This is a genomic window from Lactiplantibacillus songbeiensis (assembly GCF_005405125.1).
Classification (GTDB): Bacteria; Bacillota; Bacilli; order Lactobacillales; family Lactobacillaceae; genus Lactiplantibacillus; species Lactiplantibacillus songbeiensis.
In genome coordinates, this window is record NZ_BJDL01000013.1 from 54,907 (window position 1) to 75,527 (window position 20,621).

The 20,621-nt window shown below is 45.7% G+C and carries 18 protein-coding genes; 12 read left to right on the forward strand and 6 right to left on the reverse strand.

From position 1 onward, the window contains the following. The 4 genes from FFM77_RS05835 (at window position 1) to FFM77_RS05850 (ending at window position 4,634) form a co-directional block, all read left to right on the forward strand. Window positions 1-663, forward strand: a complete 663-nt coding sequence (locus FFM77_RS05835; RefSeq protein ID WP_137634822.1) for a potassium channel family protein — start codon at window positions 1-3, stop codon at window positions 661-663. A gap of 670 nt (window positions 664-1,333) precedes the next feature. Then, window positions 1,334-2,059 carry a WxL domain-containing protein gene (locus FFM77_RS05840; protein WP_137634823.1) on the forward strand — a complete coding sequence of 242 codons (726 nt, stop codon included), beginning with the start codon at window positions 1,334-1,336 and terminating at the stop codon, window positions 2,057-2,059. Window positions 2,060-2,110: 51 nt separating this feature from the next. Next, window positions 2,111-3,145: a WxLIP family cell surface protein gene (locus FFM77_RS05845; RefSeq protein ID WP_137634824.1), complete on the forward strand. Its 1,035-nt coding sequence runs from the start codon at window positions 2,111-2,113 to the stop codon at window positions 3,143-3,145. A gap of 16 nt (window positions 3,146-3,161) precedes the next feature. Further along, complete coding sequence (locus FFM77_RS05850) at window positions 3,162-4,634, forward strand: Ig-like domain-containing protein (protein WP_137634825.1); 1,473 nt, start codon at window positions 3,162-3,164, stop codon at window positions 4,632-4,634. Between the two features lie 240 nt (window positions 4,635-4,874). Here FFM77_RS05850 and FFM77_RS05855 read toward each other — a convergent pair whose 3' ends face one another. Beyond that, window positions 4,875-5,855 (reverse strand): quinone oxidoreductase family protein, encoded by a 981-nt coding sequence (locus FFM77_RS05855; protein WP_137634826.1) that lies wholly within the window; start codon window positions 5,853-5,855, stop codon window positions 4,875-4,877. A gap of 76 nt (window positions 5,856-5,931) precedes the next feature. After that, window positions 5,932-6,750, reverse strand: coding sequence for a helix-turn-helix transcriptional regulator (locus FFM77_RS05860; protein ID WP_137634827.1), 819 nt, complete (start codon window positions 6,748-6,750; stop codon window positions 5,932-5,934). A gap of 335 nt (window positions 6,751-7,085) precedes the next feature. On the opposite strand from FFM77_RS05860, the gene FFM77_RS05865 reads away from it, so the two are divergent. The 6 genes from FFM77_RS05865 to FFM77_RS05890 all read left to right on the forward strand — a co-directional run bounded on the left by FFM77_RS05865 (window position 7,086) and on the right by FFM77_RS05890 (window position 14,717). Continuing rightward, a complete protein-coding gene (locus FFM77_RS05865; protein WP_137634828.1) occupies window positions 7,086-7,751 on the forward strand; it encodes a histidine phosphatase family protein in 666 nt (221 codons plus the stop codon). A 12-nt stretch (window positions 7,752-7,763) separates the two neighbouring features. Further along, window positions 7,764-8,438, forward strand: coding sequence for a tetratricopeptide repeat protein (locus FFM77_RS05870; protein ID WP_137634829.1), 675 nt, complete (start codon window positions 7,764-7,766; stop codon window positions 8,436-8,438). 17 nt (window positions 8,439-8,455) lie between these two features. Next, window positions 8,456-10,972 (forward strand): SF1B family DNA helicase RecD2, encoded by a 2,517-nt coding sequence (gene recD2, locus FFM77_RS05875; protein WP_137634830.1) that lies wholly within the window; start codon window positions 8,456-8,458, stop codon window positions 10,970-10,972. A gap of 261 nt (window positions 10,973-11,233) precedes the next feature. Continuing rightward, entirely contained in the window at window positions 11,234-12,199 is a 966-nt protein-coding gene (locus FFM77_RS05880; RefSeq protein WP_137634831.1) for a ribose-phosphate diphosphokinase, read from the forward strand. A 385-nt stretch (window positions 12,200-12,584) separates the two neighbouring features. Beyond that, window positions 12,585-14,192: a LysM peptidoglycan-binding domain-containing C40 family peptidase gene (locus FFM77_RS05885; protein WP_137634832.1), complete on the forward strand. Its 1,608-nt coding sequence runs from the start codon at window positions 12,585-12,587 to the stop codon at window positions 14,190-14,192. Between the two features lie 321 nt (window positions 14,193-14,513). Continuing rightward, on the forward strand, window positions 14,514-14,717 hold the full coding sequence (locus tag FFM77_RS05890) for a hypothetical protein (protein ID WP_137634833.1): 204 nt from the start codon (window positions 14,514-14,516) through the stop codon (window positions 14,715-14,717). 73 nt (window positions 14,718-14,790) lie between these two features. Here FFM77_RS05890 and FFM77_RS05895 read toward each other — a convergent pair whose 3' ends face one another. From FFM77_RS05895 to FFM77_RS05905, 3 genes are all read right to left on the reverse strand, one after another. Next, window positions 14,791-15,753, reverse strand: coding sequence for a diacylglycerol/lipid kinase family protein (locus FFM77_RS05895; RefSeq protein WP_137634834.1), 963 nt, complete (start codon window positions 15,751-15,753; stop codon window positions 14,791-14,793). Between the two features lie 83 nt (window positions 15,754-15,836). Continuing rightward, the gene (rnjA, locus tag FFM77_RS05900; RefSeq protein ID WP_137634835.1) at window positions 15,837-17,513 is read right to left on the reverse strand and encodes a ribonuclease J1; all 1,677 of its coding nucleotides are present in this window, start codon (window positions 17,511-17,513) and stop codon (window positions 15,837-15,839) included. Then, window positions 17,510-17,728 carry a DNA-directed RNA polymerase subunit epsilon gene (locus FFM77_RS05905; protein ID WP_137634836.1) on the reverse strand — a complete coding sequence of 73 codons (219 nt, stop codon included), beginning with the start codon at window positions 17,726-17,728 and terminating at the stop codon, window positions 17,510-17,512. Before FFM77_RS05905 ends, rnjA begins: the two co-directional genes overlap by 4 nt. 276 nt (window positions 17,729-18,004) lie before the next feature. Between FFM77_RS05905 and FFM77_RS05910 the strand changes: the two genes are divergently transcribed. Continuing rightward, window positions 18,005-18,496: a hypothetical protein gene (locus tag FFM77_RS05910; protein WP_137634837.1), complete on the forward strand. Its 492-nt coding sequence runs from the start codon at window positions 18,005-18,007 to the stop codon at window positions 18,494-18,496. 148 nt (window positions 18,497-18,644) lie between these two features. On the opposite strand, the gene def is transcribed toward FFM77_RS05910, so the two are convergent. After that, window positions 18,645-19,205 (reverse strand): peptide deformylase, encoded by a 561-nt coding sequence (gene def / locus FFM77_RS05915; protein WP_137634838.1) that lies wholly within the window; start codon window positions 19,203-19,205, stop codon window positions 18,645-18,647. A 302-nt stretch (window positions 19,206-19,507) separates the two neighbouring features. On the opposite strand from def, the gene pdhA reads away from it, so the two are divergent. Then, window positions 19,508-20,620 carry a pyruvate dehydrogenase (acetyl-transferring) E1 component subunit alpha gene (pdhA, locus tag FFM77_RS05920; protein WP_137634839.1) on the forward strand — a complete coding sequence of 371 codons (1,113 nt, stop codon included), beginning with the start codon at window positions 19,508-19,510 and terminating at the stop codon, window positions 20,618-20,620. Window position 20,621: the final 1 nt, after the last annotated feature.

The window sequence follows — 20,621 nt, forward strand, 5'->3', positions numbered from 1 at the left end:
ATGAAGAAAAGTTTTGCCGTCTTCGGCTTGGGACGCTTTGGTGAAAGTGTTGTGCGGACCTTAGTTGCGGCGCATCAGGATGTGTTAGCGGTCGACATCAAGGAAGCACCCGTCAATGCTTTAATGGAAGTCGCGACTCAGACGTTAATTGCCGACACGCGTGATGAAGAAGTTTTACGAGACTTAAACGTTGATACGTTTGATTACGTGATTATTGGGATTGGCAATAATATGGAAGCCAGTATTTTGACAACCATGCTGAGTAAAGAGCAAGGGGCTAAAAAAGTCATTGCTAAAGCGGAAACTAGTGATCAAGGTCGGGTGCTCGAACGGGTCGGTGCGGATCAAGTGATTTTTCCAGAACGGGATATGGGTCATAACATTGTCCGTAAATTATTGTCGAATCATATTTTAAGCTTTATTGATTTGAGCGATGAATACACGTTAGCGGCCATTGAAATTACTGATCCAACCTTTATTAATCAGAACTTGATTGATTTAAATTTACGTCAGCGCTTTGGCTTGACCGTGATTGCCATTAAGCATAACGGTAAGATCAATGTGTCGCCCAAGCCAACTGATATGATGGAACTGCATGATGTTTTAACCGTTGTGGGTCCGGTCAAAGGGGTCGAGAAACTAGACGATGCTTTGAAAAAATAATTAATTGGAACGTCCAAGTCAGCAATGGCTTGGACGTTTTTTTATGGCGTTAAAGTTTGGCCGTACGATCCATATTAGGCAACCGGCTTGGTGCTAGTTAAAAATTGGCGCCTGCTGGTTGGTTTCTAAAATCGTCATGGGTCATTTTGAAAAGCCATGATCTTCACAACTAGCCCTGGTCTAAGTCTGAACAGACCGCTCACACTAAGGCCAACGACACGGCTTAGCATTTTAGGAACCAACTTCTCGGCTAAATTTATGGCCGCTAATAAATAATCATTAATTCCCGGTAGTTAACGTCGGGCGGGTCAGAATTGGCTCAGTGGTGTCGTTTATCTTAGTCGGTGATTTTCCGACTTAGATAAAGCCCGGCTTTCGAGACCGCTCTGTGGCTCGAAAACGCGGCCACCACGTTCCAGCCGATTCTGGCCCAACCAGAGTGGCAATTTAATCACCAATCAATAGTTGGTACGCAAAGCTTCCAAATGAAAATCCAAAGTCGCATTTAATTGTACACAAGTGGTAAACTTCGGTTGGTGTCAGAGGACAAGAGATGATGTTGTTAACGATAATTTAAACTAGGGTGTGGCTGGTCAGCCGTAAGCGGACTGGTCATAAATGATGGTCCAAATGAGTTAGGGTCACAACATGCAGATTGGAGGAGAATATCATGCGTGCAATTAATAAAATGATGAGTGGTATTGGTGGTGGCTTAGCGATCGCCACCTTAGCCTTAACGCCGTTAGCGGCGATGGCGGCTGGCCCTGGGACGGCTACTAGCAATTTAACAACGGTTTCGACCGGGTATGTTTCTGATAGTACTGGGAGTGCTGAAGCTCAGTCAAACGCTGAGTTTACGGTCGCGCCAGGTCCATTAACCTTGAATGCAGTGCCTAATATTCAGTTAGGCAGTATTGGTGTTAAAAGTATTGCCACTGGGAGCTCAAGCTTACCATTAGTGACCGGCTCGACCACTGGTGGGACTGGTTATGATGGCAATGGGACCGATTCGTTAAATATCACTGACTATCGTGGGAACCATGCTGGTTGGGCATTGACAGTTGGGATGGGGCCCTTTACCACGACTGGCAAGGATACTGTGACGAGTGCGTCCTTGGCGTTAAATGCGACGGCTGGAGCAGTGGACAACACGACTACGGCAGCGCCAATTAGCTTGACGTTACCACAGTCGACCACGACTTCTGGTTGGGTAACGAGTCCGGAAACGTTCTGGTTAGCTGATGCTAATTCTGGTGAAGGTAGTAACAGTGCTACTTTAGCATTGACTAGTGCCTTGACCATTGGTAAGGAACCAACAATTACTGCTGGGGCCTACACGGCGACGATGTACTGGGCGTTACAGGATGCGCCAGCCGCGACAACGCCAGCGTCATAGTTGATTGAGCGGATTAAATTTGATTAATCGTTAGTGCTGGGGGGGCTCACAATGAAAGATAGACGGTTCAAATGGGGGTTGTTCGGTTTAGTCGTGTTGCTAGGATTGTTTGGTGGCTGGTATGGGACTGCTCATGCAACCGCCAGCAAACCAACCAACTTTACTGCCATGCCTTTATTACCTAAAAATCAATTGACCAAGCAAGCGGATTATTATGATTTGCACGTGACACCTGGGGCGACGCAAGTGTTAAAATTAGCCGTCAGCAATCCGGGGGCAACGTCGCGAACCTTAAAAGTAATCCCGATTAATGCGACGACGGCTGATGCTGGAAACGCGGTCTATGTCCCATCAAATCGCACAGATTCGTCCGCTCAGACAACATTTACTAAGATGACAACGCCCGCGGTGACCATCACGTTAGCGCCCCATCAAGGCAAAACGGTGACTTTTCGGACGAAGATTCCCAGCGGTGGCTTTCGTGGTCAAGTGTTAGGTGGGCTATTCGTGACAGATGTTAAAGCAACCGTGCCGAAACCGAAAAAGCACTCGCAAAATTTTCGGCTAGATAATCGTTATGCTGAAGTAACCGCCGTTTCATTGTGGTGTCACCCGAAACAAGTTTTGCCGGTTCAATTGAAATTAGCTGCGGTCAAGGTCGGCCTGCAAGGCGATCAGCCAATGGTCTTTGCCAAAATTCGTAATCTGACGCCGTTGTTATTTGGTGAACTAAAGATTAAGGCCCGCGTGATTCAAGATCAGACTGGTAAGCAAGTGACCACCCAAACGTTAAAAGCCGGTTCGATGGCGCCCAATAGTTGGTTTAATTATGGGGTCACTTTAGGAAGTAAGACGTTAGCGGCGGGTCGTTATACGTTAAAGTTGCATCTGACAAGCGGTAAGCGCACTTGGAATTTTAATCAGCACTTTCGTTTATCAGCGCAGCGCACTCGTGAACACAATACGACCGTTAAAGCGGTTAAACAACCGGTTAATTGGTGGTTGTGGATTATCCTTGCCATCTTAGCGTTGCTGTTGTTGATTACCGGGGCTTACTGGCTCGGTAAACGGCGCACGCGTTCATAGTGAGGAGGTGCTGGCGATGTGCAGACAACCGAAAATTTGGCGGTTCAAGTTATTGTTAGCGTTGCTGGTTTTACTAGGCTGGAGTGGCTATGCCATTTGCGGCCAAGCAGCTACTAGTGCGCCACAACCAGCCAGTTCTGCGCCGAGTTCGGTATTAGGCCTGAACCTGTCCGGTGGCTTTACCCAACAACCGATTGATTCCAACCAAGTTGCTGGTCAAACGGTTACGCTTTCGGCGACCGCAACCCGGAGCGCACTAGAAGCGGTGACCAATCCGTTTGGTAGTCGGAAGTATGTTTGGTGGGAGTCAACTGACGATGGCCAGACTTATAGCCAAGTGGGATCCAACAGTTCAACTTATAGCTTTACGGCGCCAAGTGTGACTAAGCCAACACCGTTATTATTCCAAGTAGAGTATGATTTTACTGGGATTGGGTTATTCTCAAATGATTGGTCACGGATTGCCACGGTTACCATCACGCCTGGCCGAATTCCGGCAACTGGGATTAAGGTTAGTGCGGATACGACTTCGTTGAATAATAGTGAGAGTACGATGGTCTACGCTGACTTATCACCAGCTGAGGCGACTGATCCCGTGACTTGGAAGAGCAGTGATACCTCGCTAGCCACGGTTGATAGCTATGGTGATGTGACGGCAACTGCGGCGGCTAGTGATACTAGCGGTACCGCGGATGATCATGGGACGGTCACGATTACTGGGACGGTTAATGGTTATAGTGATAGTGTCAAGATCACGATTGGGTCGTTGCAAAACGTCACGGTACAAGAAGGCACGGCAGCAACGTTTACGCTGGCTGATGTGCCAAGTGGCATGACTGTCAAAAACTGGTATCGCGTCAAGGATGGGACTAGTACAGCGCTAAACTCGACGGCAAGTAGTTATACGATCGATAGTCCGACGAATGCGACTGATGATCAGACATCTTACTATGCGGCCTTGAACTATACCGTGAATGGGAGTGTTAAAACAGTTACCACGAATGCGGCGTTGCTGACGGTGACGAAAGGTGGCAATTTAACCTTAACGGCGGTGCCTAACTTTAACTTTGGGTCCGTTGATCTGAAGACCCTCAGTGAGGGCACAACGTTAGCGACAACGGATACGGCCATTGACGGCGGTCCAGCCTATGATGGCAATAATGAAGGGACGTTAAGTGTCACCGATGATCGTACCGTGGGCGGCAGTTGGCAATTATCGGCTAGCCTTGCGCCATTTGGGTCGACCAGTGGCAGTGATAATGGTAAATTAGGCACGGCTCAACTTGAGTTAGATGATCCGAATGCCCGGTTAGATCAGCTGATTACCGCTAATAATACGGAAACACCAATTTATACGCAGAGTGGTTACGAAAGTCAGAGTTTTGATGTAACGGCCAGCAAGCTAGAGCTCGCAGCTAGTCCACTGGCAAGTGCGACGAAGTATCAAAGCACCATAACGTGGACCTTAGCGGTGGTGCCAACGCAATAGGTCGTGATCACCAAGCGACCGCCAGCAAGGTAAGTAATTGCTGGCGGTCGTTTTTTGGGTTTAATTTGTTAGTGATCACAGGCTTGAGTCAGTGGCCGTGATAATGTTGCCTAAATAACCAGACTAAGCTGCCCAAAACGAGGACAGTCAAAACGGCCCGTATACCCCAGATCAGCACCCAGAGTGTTAAAAAATATGAAAACAACTGTGACCAATTCGTCATTAATGTTAGCAGCATGGTTAACGCACCTCCTGATGATAAGTCAGCAAGATACGGCCGGCTGAATGTTGGTCTAACAAGTGATGTTGCGCCGTTTTGACAGCGGTAAACGGGTGTTGTTCTTGAATAACAGCCGTTAATTTTTGTTGGGCCAACTGACGGAGTAACCATTGGTAGTCCTTAGGCATGATTGCACCGCTAATAAATGTGAAAACTTGTTGTGGGCGAGGGCGATAATGTGGTTGTGCTAACGACCAGATGCGGACTGGCCCCAAATATGGGGTGAGTCGATCTAGCAGCGTCGTCGCGCCCGCTAAATCAATGACTTGAGTGACGGTCGTTAGTGAGTTGGCTTGATCAATCAAGGGTCGATCATAGTCAATGACTTGTTCAGCGCCTAGCCGAGCCAGTAAGTCGTGGCGACTGGTGTGACCGACCGCAACGGTATGGACGCCAAATAAGTGTGCCAGCTGAATCAAGTAAGTCCCAACGCTGCCACTAGCACCGGTTATCAGTACCGTGTCACCTGGTTGAAGCCGACTTTTTTTAAAAGCAAAGTAAGCGGCATCGGCGCCACCGATAAGCGTCGTCGCTGCTGCCAGTGAGACGTCTTGCGGTACTCGAAACAGTAAGGGCGGTAACGTTGACAGCAGCTGCTCTTGGTGGCTGCCGGATGGTTGAATCCCGATTACTGGTTGGTTTAGCAATGATGGCTGTCGTAACCGGCCGACTTCTCGAACGATGCCACCGAAGCCGTAGCCAAGGACCATGGGTAACTTAACGGGACGAATTTGCTGGAGCTGCCCGGTTTCAGTTAGGATATCATAGGGCATTACGGGGGTGTAGCGCGTTTCGATACGCACGGCTAATGGGTTGAGCTTAGGCACAGGTCGAGTCGTTAGTTGTAGATCATCGATACCTTGGTAACTCTGTTGCTGAATAGCCTGAATTGACCCATGTGGCTTAATGGTGGCTGGTGTTTGAAAACGATTAGCGGACATAAAAAAGACCTCCTAAGATTGGATGGTCTTACTTTAAGCGATTAACATGATTTTTAAAAATCAGTATACTGATAGTTCAAAAAGCCTTGGGTACTTTTTCGTGGAAGAGATCGGTTAAAAACTGTTGTTTGTGAGTGGCAATAGTGGCCTCATCAGCACGTCCTGCTCGTGTCGCTAGCTCCGCTAATAGTCGATAACTGTTGGCTAACATATAGTGCGAGTTGTGGGCAGTAATAAAAGTGATGCCTGCTTGGAGCCGGTTAGCAGCAAGTTGGTTGTCAGATAAGAAGTAGGCCGTTAGCGCGGCTAGGTAAAAAATAATATTTAGATTTTCTTCATAGGAACTTTGGTCAATGTTGGCTAGCGCTTGATTAATCAACTGCTTGGCACGACGTTGATGATGTTGCTTGGCTGCAAGCGTAGCCAGCGATGCCATTGCAAGACGTGTCAACAGTGTTAAGTGCCGTGATTCAGTCATTGTCATGGCGAAGGTGAGGTTTTGGGTGGCTGCCGTTAATTGAGAGTCGACATGGAGTTGGGCGACGCCGAGATAGTAATAATAGGCTTGGGTTTGTTGGGCCGTGGTCACCATGGCTAGTGTTGCGGGATCACCTAGAAATTGTTTCAGGTCTTGATAACGGTGTTGATTACAGAGTTGTTGCATCTGGGTGTTTAATGGGTCGCTGTTGCTGATGGCAAAGTCGTCTGCAAGACTAATCGCCTCCAGTGAAATATCGAGTCGCCGACAAAGTGCGAGGAGTAGCTTGGCATTCGGTGTGTAGTGATCGTTTTCAATAGCTGATAGCATTGATTGCGCACAGAGGCCCGTAGCGATTGCTTTTTGTGACTGGCCTAGCTGGTGACGAGCGTGTTTGAGGGTAGTCCCGAGTGACATGGTTAGTGGCCTCCTTGAAGTGTACTTAAGTTCTAATTTACTTGGTTTAGTTGGAAAAGACTAGGGTAAATTGCAAAATAGATTATTTTAAATCGCTAGTGTTGACCCACTTGGTGTTCGGTCAACTGGCGAACAGGCTGGACCTTTTGAAGGCACGCTACGTGCTTCGAAACTGAGCTTGATCTAAGCTCGAGAAAGCCATGTGTTCTCAATGTGTGGTTAACATAATTCTAATTTATCGAAGCTGATTGTCACTTTTGAAAACTGACGTTAAAACGGTATAATAAGAAGTAAACTTTAAGGGCCGTTAGTGGCCGGAATGAGGAAGTAATCTTTTGACAAAACTGCTGTTTGTACGCCACGGAAAAACTGAATGGAACTTAGAGGGCCGCTATCAGGGCTCACAGGGGGACTCACCGTTATTGCCCGCCAGCTATGATGAAATTCATCAATTAGCAGCGGCGTTACGCGATATCCACTTTAGTCATGTGTATGCCAGTCCGTTGAAGCGGGCCCGCGATACGGCTATGACGTTACGGCAAGGATTACCCCAGGCTGATTTAGCGGTGACGATTTTAAGTCGGTTACGGGAATTTAACTTGGGTAAAATGGAAGGTATGAAGTTTACCGATGTTGAAGCCCAGTATCCAACTGAGTTTGCCAACTTTCGGAATTATCCGGACCAATATGATCCGACGGCGATTAACGGGGAGAGCTTCCCACAATTATTAAAACGGATGCTACCAGCGATTGATCAAATCGTTGCTGCTAATCCGCGGCGTGAGGATAACGTGATTATTGTGAGCCATGGGGCGGCGTTAAATGCACTAGTGAATACGTTGTTAGGGGCTTCTTTGGCAAGGTTACGTGATCGTGGCGGCCTATCGAATACGAGTACGACAATTTTAGAGACTCGTGATCGGGGGAAGAGCTACAAGTTATTGTTGTGGAATGATACGTCATACTTATCACGTCGACCAGATCCAACTGATACGATTTAAGGAGGTCATTAGATGAGTCAAAAAACTAGTCAACCGACGAAAGCCCAACAACAAGCGCTGGTTCATCAACTCGTAACGACGATTGATGCGCATCCAGATGATTATCAAGCGTACTATGATTTGGTCGTCTTGTTAACAGCCGGTCAAGATTATGAGCAAGCTGAAGCATTAGCCATGAAAGCCTTAGGGCGGTTTGAAACGAATGCACGCGCCTATGATTTACTAGCGTATGCATTAGGCAATGTGTATTATCAAGCTGAAGCGTATGATCGGGCTATCAGCTACTATCAAAAAATTAAAGATCCCAAGTTGCAGACGGATGCCTATCTGATGATGGCCCAAACTTTAATGGCCAAGAAAGATTATCAACATGCTTTAGTGTGGGCCGTGACGGCGCAAGAGCAACGACCTAACGCGGCTGACGTGAATTTGTTGGTAGCAGACATACTACTTGCGTTAGGCAATAACAAACAGGCATACGACTTTTATCAAAAAGTTATTCAACAAGATCCCCAGCAAGGTGCGGCTTATTTTAACGCTGGTTTGACAGCCATGGTCATTGGCAAACCGTACGCCGATTTATTTGCTAAGGCCAAACAAGTCGATGCCACTTATTATAAGCAGCATCAACAACAATTAAGTGATATTGAAGCCATGTTAGCTGATCAAAAAGGTCATCAACAATAAGGAAAGGAGGCGTCTTGATGGCGGAACCTAATTTATTCCCGCCTGATTTTGAAGGTCAGACGGTGACCCATTTTGTCGTCGGCAAAGTTGCGGCCGTTTTTTTTAGTAGTGCCGATAGTTTTTATAAAGTATTGCTAGTTAAAGTGACTGAGCAAAATATTGATTGGTCCGAAGATGAGATTGTGGTCACTGGGAGCTTTGCCGATATTCAAGAAGAGGCGACATATCGTTTTACGGGGAAGCCGGTCCGACATCCTAAGTACGGCACCCAATTTCAAGCCGATAATTACCAAAATGAAACACCAACTTCACGTAGTGGGTTGATTGCGTATCTGGCGGGGGATGATTTTCCTGGTCTTGGGAAACGTACCGCCGAACGGATCGTCGATACCCTGGGGAATGATGCGATTGATAAAATCTTGGCCGATCCGAAAGTTTTGCAACCAATCGGCTTACGAGCGAGTGTGCAACAGACTTTACTGGATACGTTGCGGGTGAACAATGGGCTCGAACAAACCATTATCGGTCTAAACGCATATGGGTTTGGGAGTCGATTAGCAGCGGCTATTTATGCCAAGTATCAGGGTGACACCTTGACTGTGATCCAAGAAAATCCGTATAAGCTAGTTGAGGATATCAAAGGGGTCGGTTTTAAGAAGGCCGATCAAATTGCGGCGCAGTTAAAGATTGATCCGCAAGCCGATAGTCGGTTGCGGGCGGCGTTACTAACGGAAATCAATGAGACTTGTGCGCAGAATGGAGACACCTATACCACGGCCAAGCCACTACTGAGTGCAACGTTGCAATTATTAGAAACCTCACGGAATACAGCAGTCGATCCGCAAAAGTTAGCCGATCAATTAGTTGGGCTAGCGAAGGACAATTTAGTGGTCGGCGATGAAAATCGGATTTACTTACGGGTTCTATATGAAGCTGAATGGGGCATCGCGGAGCACTTAAAGCGGCTACATGATGCTGATAATGACGGTGATCTGTCGGCTAAGGCCGTTGACCGGGCGATTGAACACGTGGCGAAAGCCAGTAATCTGACTTACGATGCGTCACAGACCCAAGCGTTGAAGTCGGCTATTACGTCGCACCTCTTTTTATTAACTGGGGGTCCAGGGACTGGAAAGACGACCATTATTCGCGGCTTAGTCGCGTTATTTGCAGAATTACATGATGTGTCCCTAGATATTAATCAATATAAGGATAAAACCTTTCCTATCCTATTAGCTGCACCAACGGGTCGTGCGGCGAAACGGATGTCTGAAACGACGGGGCTGCCGGCTAGTACGATTCACCGTTTGTTGGGGTTAACCGGTCGTGAAGACGGACCAGAAATGCCAACTAAAGATTTAGAAGGTGGTATTCTAATTATTGATGAAATGTCGATGGTTGATACCAGTTTATTCCGACTACTATTACAGGCGGTACCAAGCCATATGCAAGTCATTCTGGTTGGTGATAAAGATCAATTACCGTCAGTCGGTGCCGGTCAAGTCTTTCATGATTTGTTAATCAGCCCGATGCTACCGCAGATTGAATTGACGACGATCTATCGCCAAGACGATGATTCAAGTATTATCCCGTTAGCCCATGCGATTAAAGATGGGCGGTTGCCAGATGATTTTACCGTTAATCAAAAGGATCGCTCGTTTATTGCCTGTAGCGCTTTTCAGGTCAATCATATTGTGGCTCAAATTGTTGCTAAGGCGCAGAGCCGCGGTTTCTCAGCGGATGATGTGCAGATCCTTGCCCCAATGTACCGGGGGGCAGCTGGGATTGATCAGTTGAATGAAACTGTCCAAGGTATTTTTAACCCGTTAAAATCAGCCCGGCAAAAGCAATTGACTTATAATGGTCAAAACTTTCGGGTTGGCGATAAAGTGCTACATCTCGTTAATTCGCCAGAAGATAATGTCTTTAATGGAGATATTGGTAAAATCGTGGGGATTGATTTGGCAAAAGATCCGCATAACAAGTCGAAAAAAGATCAAATCACCATTGCCTTTGAGCAAAATGAAGTCACGTATCAACGAAGTGATTGGAATCGACTGACGCTAGCTTATAGTATGTCGATTCATAAATCTCAGGGGAGCCAGTTTAAAATGGTGATCTTGCCATTGGTCCCGCAATTTTCCCGGATGTTGCAACGTAACTTATTATATACGGCGGTGACGCGAGCTGAACAAATGTTAATTTTGGTTGGGGATGTCCAGGCTTTTCAACGTAGCGTCAGCAATGAATCTGTCAATCGGCAGACGACCTTGTCCAAACGGCTTCAGCAAGTCTTTGCTGGTGACGCGGATCAAGTAGTGCCTACTACAGAAACGACGACAGAGCCAGCTAGTTCAGGTAGTGCCGCGCCGGAATCAGCAGCGACTGATTCAAGCGATGCAACTGACAATGAAGTCCCAGCTCAACCAGCTGATTATCGTCTGACACCGATCTTGGTTCAAAATGGGGCCATTGATCCGATGATTGGCATGGCGGGCGTGACGCCAGCTGATTTCATGATGCAATCATCATAGTGTATTGAGATTGTTAGTGTCAATTGTTGGACAACCTAGATTATTGTAGTTAGCAAATAAGCTAGCTTGAGCGGATAGCACGAGACGCCACTATCAAGCTTAGTTATCATTAAATTGTTGTATATTGTTGAATGGTCACTAAAAAATGATGAAAAAACCGGTTGAATTTCTGAAATTTAACCGGTTTTTATCTGCTTTTAGGCGCGGATACTGCTATAATTAAACCTATAATTGTCATGAAATTAATTTTTGGAGGTCGTTATGTCAGTAGATGAATCATCTAACAAACTTAAATTGTTTGCTTTGAATTCTAACATGCCATTAGCCAAGAAGATTTCTGAACGGGTCGGTATCCCGTTGGGGAAGAGTTCGGTGAAACGCTTTAGCGATGGTGAAATTCAAATTAATATTGAAGAGAGTATTCGGGGTGCGGAAGTTTTTGTGATTCAATCCATTTCTGAACCAGTCAATGATACGATCTTGGAATTATTAATTATGATTGATGCGTTACGGCGAGCTAGTGCCAGTGAAATTAACGTGGTCATTCCTTATTATGGGTATTCACGTCAGGATCGTAAAGCTCGTTCACGGGAACCAATTACCGCGAAGTTAATTGCGACCCTCTTAGAAAAAGACCGGGCAACCCGGATTTTGACCGTTGATTTGCATGCAGCTCAAATTCAAGGGTTCTTCGATATTCCGGTTGATCACTTACAAGCGGCACCAATCTTGGCCAGCTACTTTAAGGATCGTGGGATTACCGATAACTTAGTGGTTGTGTCACCAGACCATGCGGGGGTTTCACGGGCGCGGAAGATGGCGGAATTATTAGGCGCACCGATTGCGATTATCGATAATCGGCATCCTGATGACGATGACATTGTTCCTAGCAGTATTATTGGGGACGTTAAAGACCGTATTGCCATTGTGATCGATGATATGATCGATACGGGGACACGGTTCGACGTTTCAGCCTCAGCCTTGAAACAAGCGGGGGCTGCTAAGATTTATGGGTGTGCCACCCACGCAATCTTCTCACAAGATGCACCAACTAAATTACAAAATTCCGCGTTGGAAAAAGTGATCGTGACTGATACGATCTTAATTCCAGCTGCTAAACAATTTGAGAAACTCGAACAACTTTCAGTCGGTCCGTTATTGGGCGATGCGATTAAGCTAGTTCATGAACAACAACCGGTCGACAGTTTATTTGCACCGGGAATCTAATTGTTACCAAATTAGACGCGCTCACGCAACTAGTGAGCGTGTCTTTTGTTTAAGAAATCTTAATTTTTTGTGAGTGGTCAAAGACGGTCCTGGTAACGGTTTCGGTCGTCATTAGTCGATCACACCTATCAGCCTGTTAGTTTAAGTGAATATGGCTGCAAGGTTGGTCTGTCAACGTTTATTGACCGAACAATCTAGTCAATTGTTAACCCAAATAAACAAATCGTTTTACAAAAAAATAAGTGAATCTAGTTTGCATTTTTTTAAAGTGTGCTACAATAAAGTTATAATTTGTAAAAGGTGTTAAGCTTTTCTTAAAAATTATAAATTTTTTATTGTCATTCAGGCAATCAATTCGCGTTATTATGCCAAAGGAGTGGAGTTAATGTCACAAGCACATACAACGGGCAAGGTCCTAGCCGGTACGGTTGGTGCCGTTGGTTTGCTGTTTGCTACAGCTCAAGCTGCCAATGCTGCTACGGTAACCGTTAAACAAAACGATACCGTTTGGAGCCTCGCTCAAGAACATGGTGTTTCAGTCAAAAGTATCGAGACGTTAAATAAAGTCAAAGCGTTAGATGCCAATACCGATTTAATCTTTGTCGGTCAAAAGTTACAAGTTAGTCAGAATTCTAAAAGCAATCAGTCAGAAAAGGGTACATATACCGTTAAAGCTGGCGATACGCTCTGGGATTTAGCTGATGAATACGGAACGTCTGTCCATACATTGCAAACGCTTAATCATATGAGCGGCGATGTCATTGTGACTGGCGAACAATTAGTATTACCAAGTGATGCTAAGCCAGCTAAGTCAACAACGGCGAAAGCCGCTACTAGTACCACCAGTAACAAAGTCGTTGCTGAAGATGCAGCCACTAATACGGTGACTGCTGCCTCATCAACTAGCAGTGCCAAACCAACTCGGACAACGAGTGCAATGGCTCCTAGTCAAGCAACCAGTACTAGTGCCAGTTCAACGAGCCAAGCTAGCAGCAATGCTAGTGTTAGCTCCCAAGCAAGGACCACTAGTAGCTCAACCACTAGTGTGAGTCAAGTTAGCACCAGTCAGAGCAGCTCAACGGCCCCAACGACCGCTAAACGTAGTCGGATTGTAGTTGGCGTTCAAAAGGCTGCATCTACGAGTAGCAGTAGTTCAACGACTGCCACCAGTGCTAGCAGCTCAACTGCAACGAGCACGGCGGCCCAATCATCAACGTCAACGACGAGTGCGGCTGCTCAAAGTACGCCAGCTAGTGCCAGTTCAACAACGAGCCAGGCAGCCCAATCATCAACCACAAGTGCGGCTGCTAAGTCCAGCAGTACCAGTCAAGCTAGTTCAACTAGTGCGACGACCAGTACGGCAGCTGCGACGCCGGCGAGTGCCAGCACCACGCAAACCGCTGTTAAGCGGACGACTCGTAAAGCGACTGTAAAACGAGCAGCAACGACGGCCAGCTCAACGACGGCACAAAGTAGTGCTGCCACGGTGCAATCAAGTGCCAGTCAAAGTAGTACGACAACGCCTAAACAAACGCCAGCTAAGCAAACGACGACGCAGCGTAATACGGCGACGACGGCTGCTAAAACACAAAGCAGCAGTGCTAAGAGCGCCGCTAACACGGCTAACTTAAGCTCTGGTTCTGTGACTGGTTTAGCAATGAAGTTAGCTAGTGCGAATATTCCTTACGTTTATGGTGGGAGTAGCTTGTCTGGGATGGACTGTTCTGGGTTAGTAGCCTACGTTTACCAACATGCAGCCGGGATTTCCTTGCCGCATAGTACGACTGCACAGGAAGCTTATGTTTCTGTTCATTCAGTTAAGGATGCCCAACCAGGCGATATTTTGTTCTGGGGTTCTCGTGGTGGGACGTATCATGATGCGATCTACCTTGGCAACAATCAATATGTGGCAGCACCAACTGAAGGCCAAAACGTGGAAGTTCAAACAATTAGTTCGTACTTCGCACCAAGTTTTGCCGGGACTGTTAAATAAATTAGTGATTGAAATTGTTAAAATGGGCAGCCAGCAGATGCTGGTTGTCCCTTTTTGTGTAAACGTCGTAGAATTGCACAGTGATGGAGGTAAAGCCGGTTTAAACGGCTAATCTAAGGGTTTAAAGCCAACATACTGTGTCAAGGCCATGTCAGTACGATGATTGTGACAAATTAGAGACAATCGGTTTTGAAATTCTGAAGTGGTCTTCGGTTCAGAATACTGAAATTTAGCGTTCACAAAGTGACGTGAACGTGTTATATTAATCTTACAATTTGGTCGACGGGGCCAAGAATTAGATTGTTCTAAGGGAGTGTTAAAGTGAGTAACAGATTTGAGATTCTGGAGGAATACCAACAGGCTAATTCCGAACTAGATCACTTAAAGGGGTTAGTTGTCCGACAACAGGATCGCTCACGAGTGGTGACGATTTATCCGCATTTACGCGAACGGGTCAGTCATCTTTCGGAGAAATGTGAACAGCTTGACATGCTTCTGGAAGCAATTAACGCTTCGGAAGATTAAGCAATGTTAGCTCAAAAAATAAAGCGCTAAGCTCAGCACGGGGTGCTGGAAGCTTAGCGCTATTTTTTATGGCCTAATGTTGACCTTGGACACTGGTGTCAATCCAGAAAGGGTAGGTTAAGGTATCGAAGTAAAGGTCATAATTTCGGTTACCAATTGTTTGCCCATCCATTTGCCCAACTTCTACTGAATTAACGAGTAGATGCAGTTGTTTAGCACGGTAATGGTGGACAAAGCGGGAGTTCAAATGGCGACCGCCCATTAATAAGAGGGCGAATAACCATAAGACCGTCCACCAATGTGGTTCTTCAATGACGATTAGTTCTAATTGATCATCATAAATATCGGCGTCCGGTAAAATTTTGACGCCACCGCCAAAATAGGGATGATTAGAGACCGTACATAGAAAGGCATGGCGATAGCTATCCCGTTGCCGATCAAGGTGCACGGCTAATGGGAAGCCCTCTTGTTCATTAAATGCTTTTAAGGTATTGCTCAGATAAGACCAACGACCTAAGCGGCCTTTTTGTTGGCTACGATTAGTATCGTCAACAATCTGGGCATCAAACCCCAAGCCAACATTATTAACGAAATAGCGATGTTCATTTTTTAAAGTTTCATGATAATAGCCCACGTTTAAGGGACGGGCGCGCATGTTGTTTAAAACTTGCGCTAAGGCGATTGCTGGATCGGTAGCCATCCCCAGGCCCCGTGCAAAATCATTGCCGGAACCACCTGGAATATAGGCAATGGGAATGGGATCGGTTAAATGGGCTGCCATTAAGCCGTTCAAGGCCTCATTTAACGTGCCATCACCACCGATAACTAATAAGACAGGCGTCACCCCCGGTTGCCGATGATGGTGGGCCGCCGCATATTGCGTTGCAAGATAAGTGGTGTGGCCGGCATACGCTGAAACGCGATACTCAAATTGAATTTGACGTTGTTCGAGCAGTGGCTTAACCGTTTCCCAGACGGCTTTCCCGTGACCGGACCCAGCTAATTCGTTAATGATGATATAGTATTCAGTCGTCAAAGTTACACCTCACAAAGTTCACGTCAGTTCAAGACTGACCCTTACACCACAAAAAGCCGGAACAGGTACGTTCCGGCAGGTTGTTAGTTCATAATAAGCATTGGTAAGATCATTGGATGCCGTTCAGTCTTCTCAAATAAGAAGCTTTGCAGATCATCAATGATGGCATTGCGAATCGTAGCTTCACTGGCTTTGTCACTCTTCATCTTGCGGCGAATAGTCCGGAAAACATGTTTACGGGCTTCGTTGATCAAATCACCAGATTCACGCATATAAACGAAACCACGTGATAAGATATCAGGTCCAGCCTGAATTTCTTTCTTCTGCAAGTTGATGGTGGCAACCACCACGACCAAGCCTTCTTCAGAAAGTACTTGACGATCACGCAAGACAACATTACCGATATCACCGATACCAGAGCCATCAACGTAGACATCACCAGCTCCGAAATGTCCCGCGACTCGAGCGGAATCTTTGGTTAGGGCTAGAACATCACCGTTTTCCAAGATAAAGCTGTGATCGAGTGGGACGCCACATTGTTCAGCTAATTCGGTATGAATCTTCAACATTCGATATTCCCCATGAATTGGCATGAAGAACTTCGGCTTCATCAAACGGAGCATCAGCTTTTGTTCTTCTTGACCACCATGGCCGGAAGTATGAATATTGTTGACTTTCCCATGAATGACATGGGCACCGGCTTCTTCCAATTCATTGATGACGTGGTTAACACTCAATGTATTCCCAGGAATTGGGGAACTCGAGAAGATGACCGTGTCACCAGGTTGGACTGAAATCTGCCGATGAGTCCCATTGGCAATCCGTGAAAGGGCTGCCATCGGTTCGCCTTGTGAACCCGTACAGAGAATCATGACTTTGTTGGCTGGTAAGGATTTAATGTCATTCGCATCAACCATCGCATCATCTGGAATGTTTAAGTATCCCAATTCGCGACCGTTGACAATCGCTGCCTCCATACTACGGCCGAAGACCGCAATCTTACGATGATGTTCTAACGCGACTTGAGCAGCTTCTTGAATCCGTGAGATATTGGAAGCGAAGGTAGCAAAGATGATCCGGCCTTCAACTTGTTCAAAGATCTTACGAATTGATTGGGCAACCCAGCGTTCAGACTTCGTAAAGATTGGTCGTTCAGCGTTAGTACTATCAGAGAGCAGCGCTAAGACACCACGTTCCCCTAAATGAGCCATCTTTTGCAAGTTCGGCGGCTGATTCGTGATTGGTGTCAGGTCGAACTTATAATCCCCGGTTTCCACAATCGTACCAGGTGGGGTCTGTACGGCAATCCCCATTGTGTCTGGAATTGAGTGGGTCGTTCTGAAGAATGAGACCCGTGTCTTACGGAACTTTAAAACGCTATCTTCGTTGATTTCATGCAACTCAGTGGTTTTAAGTAATCCGTGTTCTTCCAGCTTACCCTTAATTAAGGCTAAGGCGAGGGGACCGGCATAGATTGGCACGTTGATCTGTTGTAGTAGGAATGGAATTCCACCAATATGATCTTCATGCCCATGCGTAATAACCAGAGCTTTTATTTTTTGCTGATTTGCAACTAGGTAAGAATAATCCGGGATAACATAATCAATCCCCAAAAGTTCGTCTTCTGGAAATTTGATACCAGCATCGATCAGAATAATCTCATCTTGGAATTGGACACCGTAAGTGTTTTTCCCAATTTCTCCCAAACCGCCGACTGCAAAAACAGCGGTTTCGTTATTTTTAACGTTTAGGCGTTTCATTTATTAAACTCCGTTAGTTGAAACTCTGGATTTTTTTGTTCGTAATCCAAGAAGTTACCTTCTAACGGTTCGATAAATTCAATATTGTACTTGGTATTATCTTCGACCAGCACGCGTGCATCTACTTCGGTATCAGCTTCAAGATAAAGCGCTTGGGTAGTTTCACGTTGTGGGTTCCGTTTTTTGGTTTCTTGGTAGTAGACTTTGTAAATCATTAACAAAACTCCTTATAAAAAAATATTTATTTAGAACCTGAATTCTAAATAGTAGCAAAAATAAAAGTTTGATCCGTACACCTGGTTGTGTAAACACAACAATTATCTTTCATTTTAGCATAATTTGCGAGAGGTGTATACAATGTTAACTTTCTTCAAAAACAAACGAGTCATGGTAAAAAAGTTTTTAAAATCATGCTATGCTATTTGGAGAAGACCTGCTGATAAAAGCAAGATATTGTGAAGCACCATACAAAAAGTTAGAGGGGTTGCGCAATGCAAAAATGGCTCATCATTTTAGTAGGATTGATTTTAGCCGTCCTCATTTATGAAGTTTTACGCCGCCAAGTACTGAAACGTACGGCGCTTAAGATCCGCTTGCAAGGTCAGCGAACTACGGATACGGCGATGGCAACGGTGCTACATGCACTGAGTAGTCGGACCGCGGCGCAACAAGTGAGTGGTCAACTACACTCGGTTCCCGTTGCGACGGTGTGGGGGCGGGGAGTCATGGCGTTTGAATATGTGATTCAGGCACCGGGGATGACGACTGGTGATCTGCATGAAATTCGCAAAGTGTTAAATAATCATTTACAGGCCTACGCGCAAGATGAACAATTGCGTGCTTGGCATGAGGCTGGACCAGCGTTACGTGTGACGGATACGTGGCTGCGTGATGGTCAATTGCATTTAGATGTGGCCTATTTAATGAATGAAGCCACGTTTGAATATCTAGAAGACTTACGCCGCTTAAATCGTGATCAATAAAAAGGCGAGTGAACAAAAATCAGGTTGTCGTAGCCTGTTGTCACACGTTTCGGCTATAAATATTCGAAGTTTCAAAAAAGTCTGGGGGTGTCCCAGATTCGATAAAAAAAGGGATCGACTTTTTAAAAGTCGATCCCTTTTTTATTATTTAAGAAATTAAAACTAAGTCATCATCTGCATTGAATGGGCTATTACCATCGATATGATCATAGAATAAGATGCCATGCAAATGGTCAATTTCGTGTTGGCACACGATGGCTGGGTAATTCTTTAGCCGAATCTTTTTTTGTTCGCCCGCCATATTATAGTAACGCAAGGTAATGCGATCATGACGAATGACGTAACCAGGAATATCACGATCAACTGATAAGCAACCTTCGCCTTCCGTTAGAGCGCCTGGTTGAACGGAATGGCTAACGATGACCGGATTAATAATGACGTCTTTAAAGACTGGTTCAGCAGTTTCACCTTCGCCAGGGACTAAGACCGCCGCCATTTGTTCGGAAACGTCGACTTGTGGCGCAGCTAAACCAACGCCGGCTCGCAAACCGTATTTTTTAGCCAATTCTGGATCTTGGCTATTCTCTAAGTAAGCCATCATGTCGTTGGCCAATTGTTGATCTTGGTCACTCAATGGAAATTTAACTGGTTTGGCTTCCGCACGTAACGTGTCGTTACCTTCGCGAATGATATCTCTCATCTTTATCAACCCAAATTACCTCCAAAAACTAGTCTGTAAGTTGGAACTGGCAGCGCAGTTCACCCATTAAATAAGTCTATCATATCTAAAATTGAAAATGTAGTCTGTTTCTTGAAAATCTAATTGTGTTAGTAAACTCAGTTTATGAAAAAATTCACAATCATTAGGGCGAAAAACGCCGATAGATTGGGGTTTGAAAGGGCTTGCAAAAATTGAAAGGCAATGGTAAATTAGACTTGTGATTATGAAAACGATTACGTGCAATCGCTAGCAGGCGGTACATGTACGTTCATGAAAGGGATGTGTCATTTATGGACAACGAACAACCAATTGTCGATTTTAGTGCAATCCATGATGCGCTTGGAAAAAACTTTGAACCCGTACAAGTCATTGATGGTCAGGCTAAAGTCGTTAAACCAGAAATTGTCGCTAAATATACAAATGATCAACTAGTTGAGTTCTTAAAACTAATGATTTGGGAACGTACTTTGCATCAGCGCTCAAATGCCTTAACTCGGCAAGGACGATTGGGTTTTTATGCCCCAACTGAAGGGCAAGAAGCCAGCGAAATGGGCAGTAATTCAGCGATGAAGTCGACCGATGTGTTGATGCCCGCTTATCGAGACATTCCGCAACTCATTCAACATGGGTTACCCGTTTATAAAGCCTTCCTTTGGTCGCGAGGTCATGTGTTAGGTAATGAATATCCGGAAGATTTGCATGCAATGCCACCACAAATTATTATTGGGGCTCAATATGTCCAAGCAGCCGGTGTCGCTTTAGGGATTAAGAAGAATAAGACGGCTGATAAGGTGGCGTACACGTACACCGGTGATGGTGGGACGTCGCAAGGGGACTTCTATGAAGGAATGAACTTTGCCGGCGCTTTCCAAGCACCAGCAGTCTTTATTGTTCAAAATAACGGTTACGCAATTTCAGTCCCACGGCGTAAACAAACCAATGCCCGCACCTTGGCACAAAAAGCCGTGGCAGCTGGGATTCCAAGTATCCAAGTCGATGGGATGGACTTCTTAGCGGTTCACGAAGTCACCAAAGCGGCGCGGGACTATGCGATTGCTGGCAATGGTCCAGTCATGATTGAAACGTTAACATACCGGTTTGGCCCACATACAAATGCTGGGGATGATCCGAAACGTTATCGGACAAAGGATGAAGAACAACCTTGGTTTGATAACGATCCATTAATTCGTTACCGCAAGTATTTGACCGAACAAGGTGCTTGGTCGCAAGCACAAGAAGACGAGTATGTTGAACAAGTTAAAGCTGACATCAAAGCGGCCGTTAAACAAGCCGACGATGCCCCTAAGCAAAAAATTACCGAATTTTTGAGCAATGTTTTTGAAGAACAACCACAAAACATTCAACAACAAATTACGGCATATCAAGCAAAGGAGTCGAAGTAAC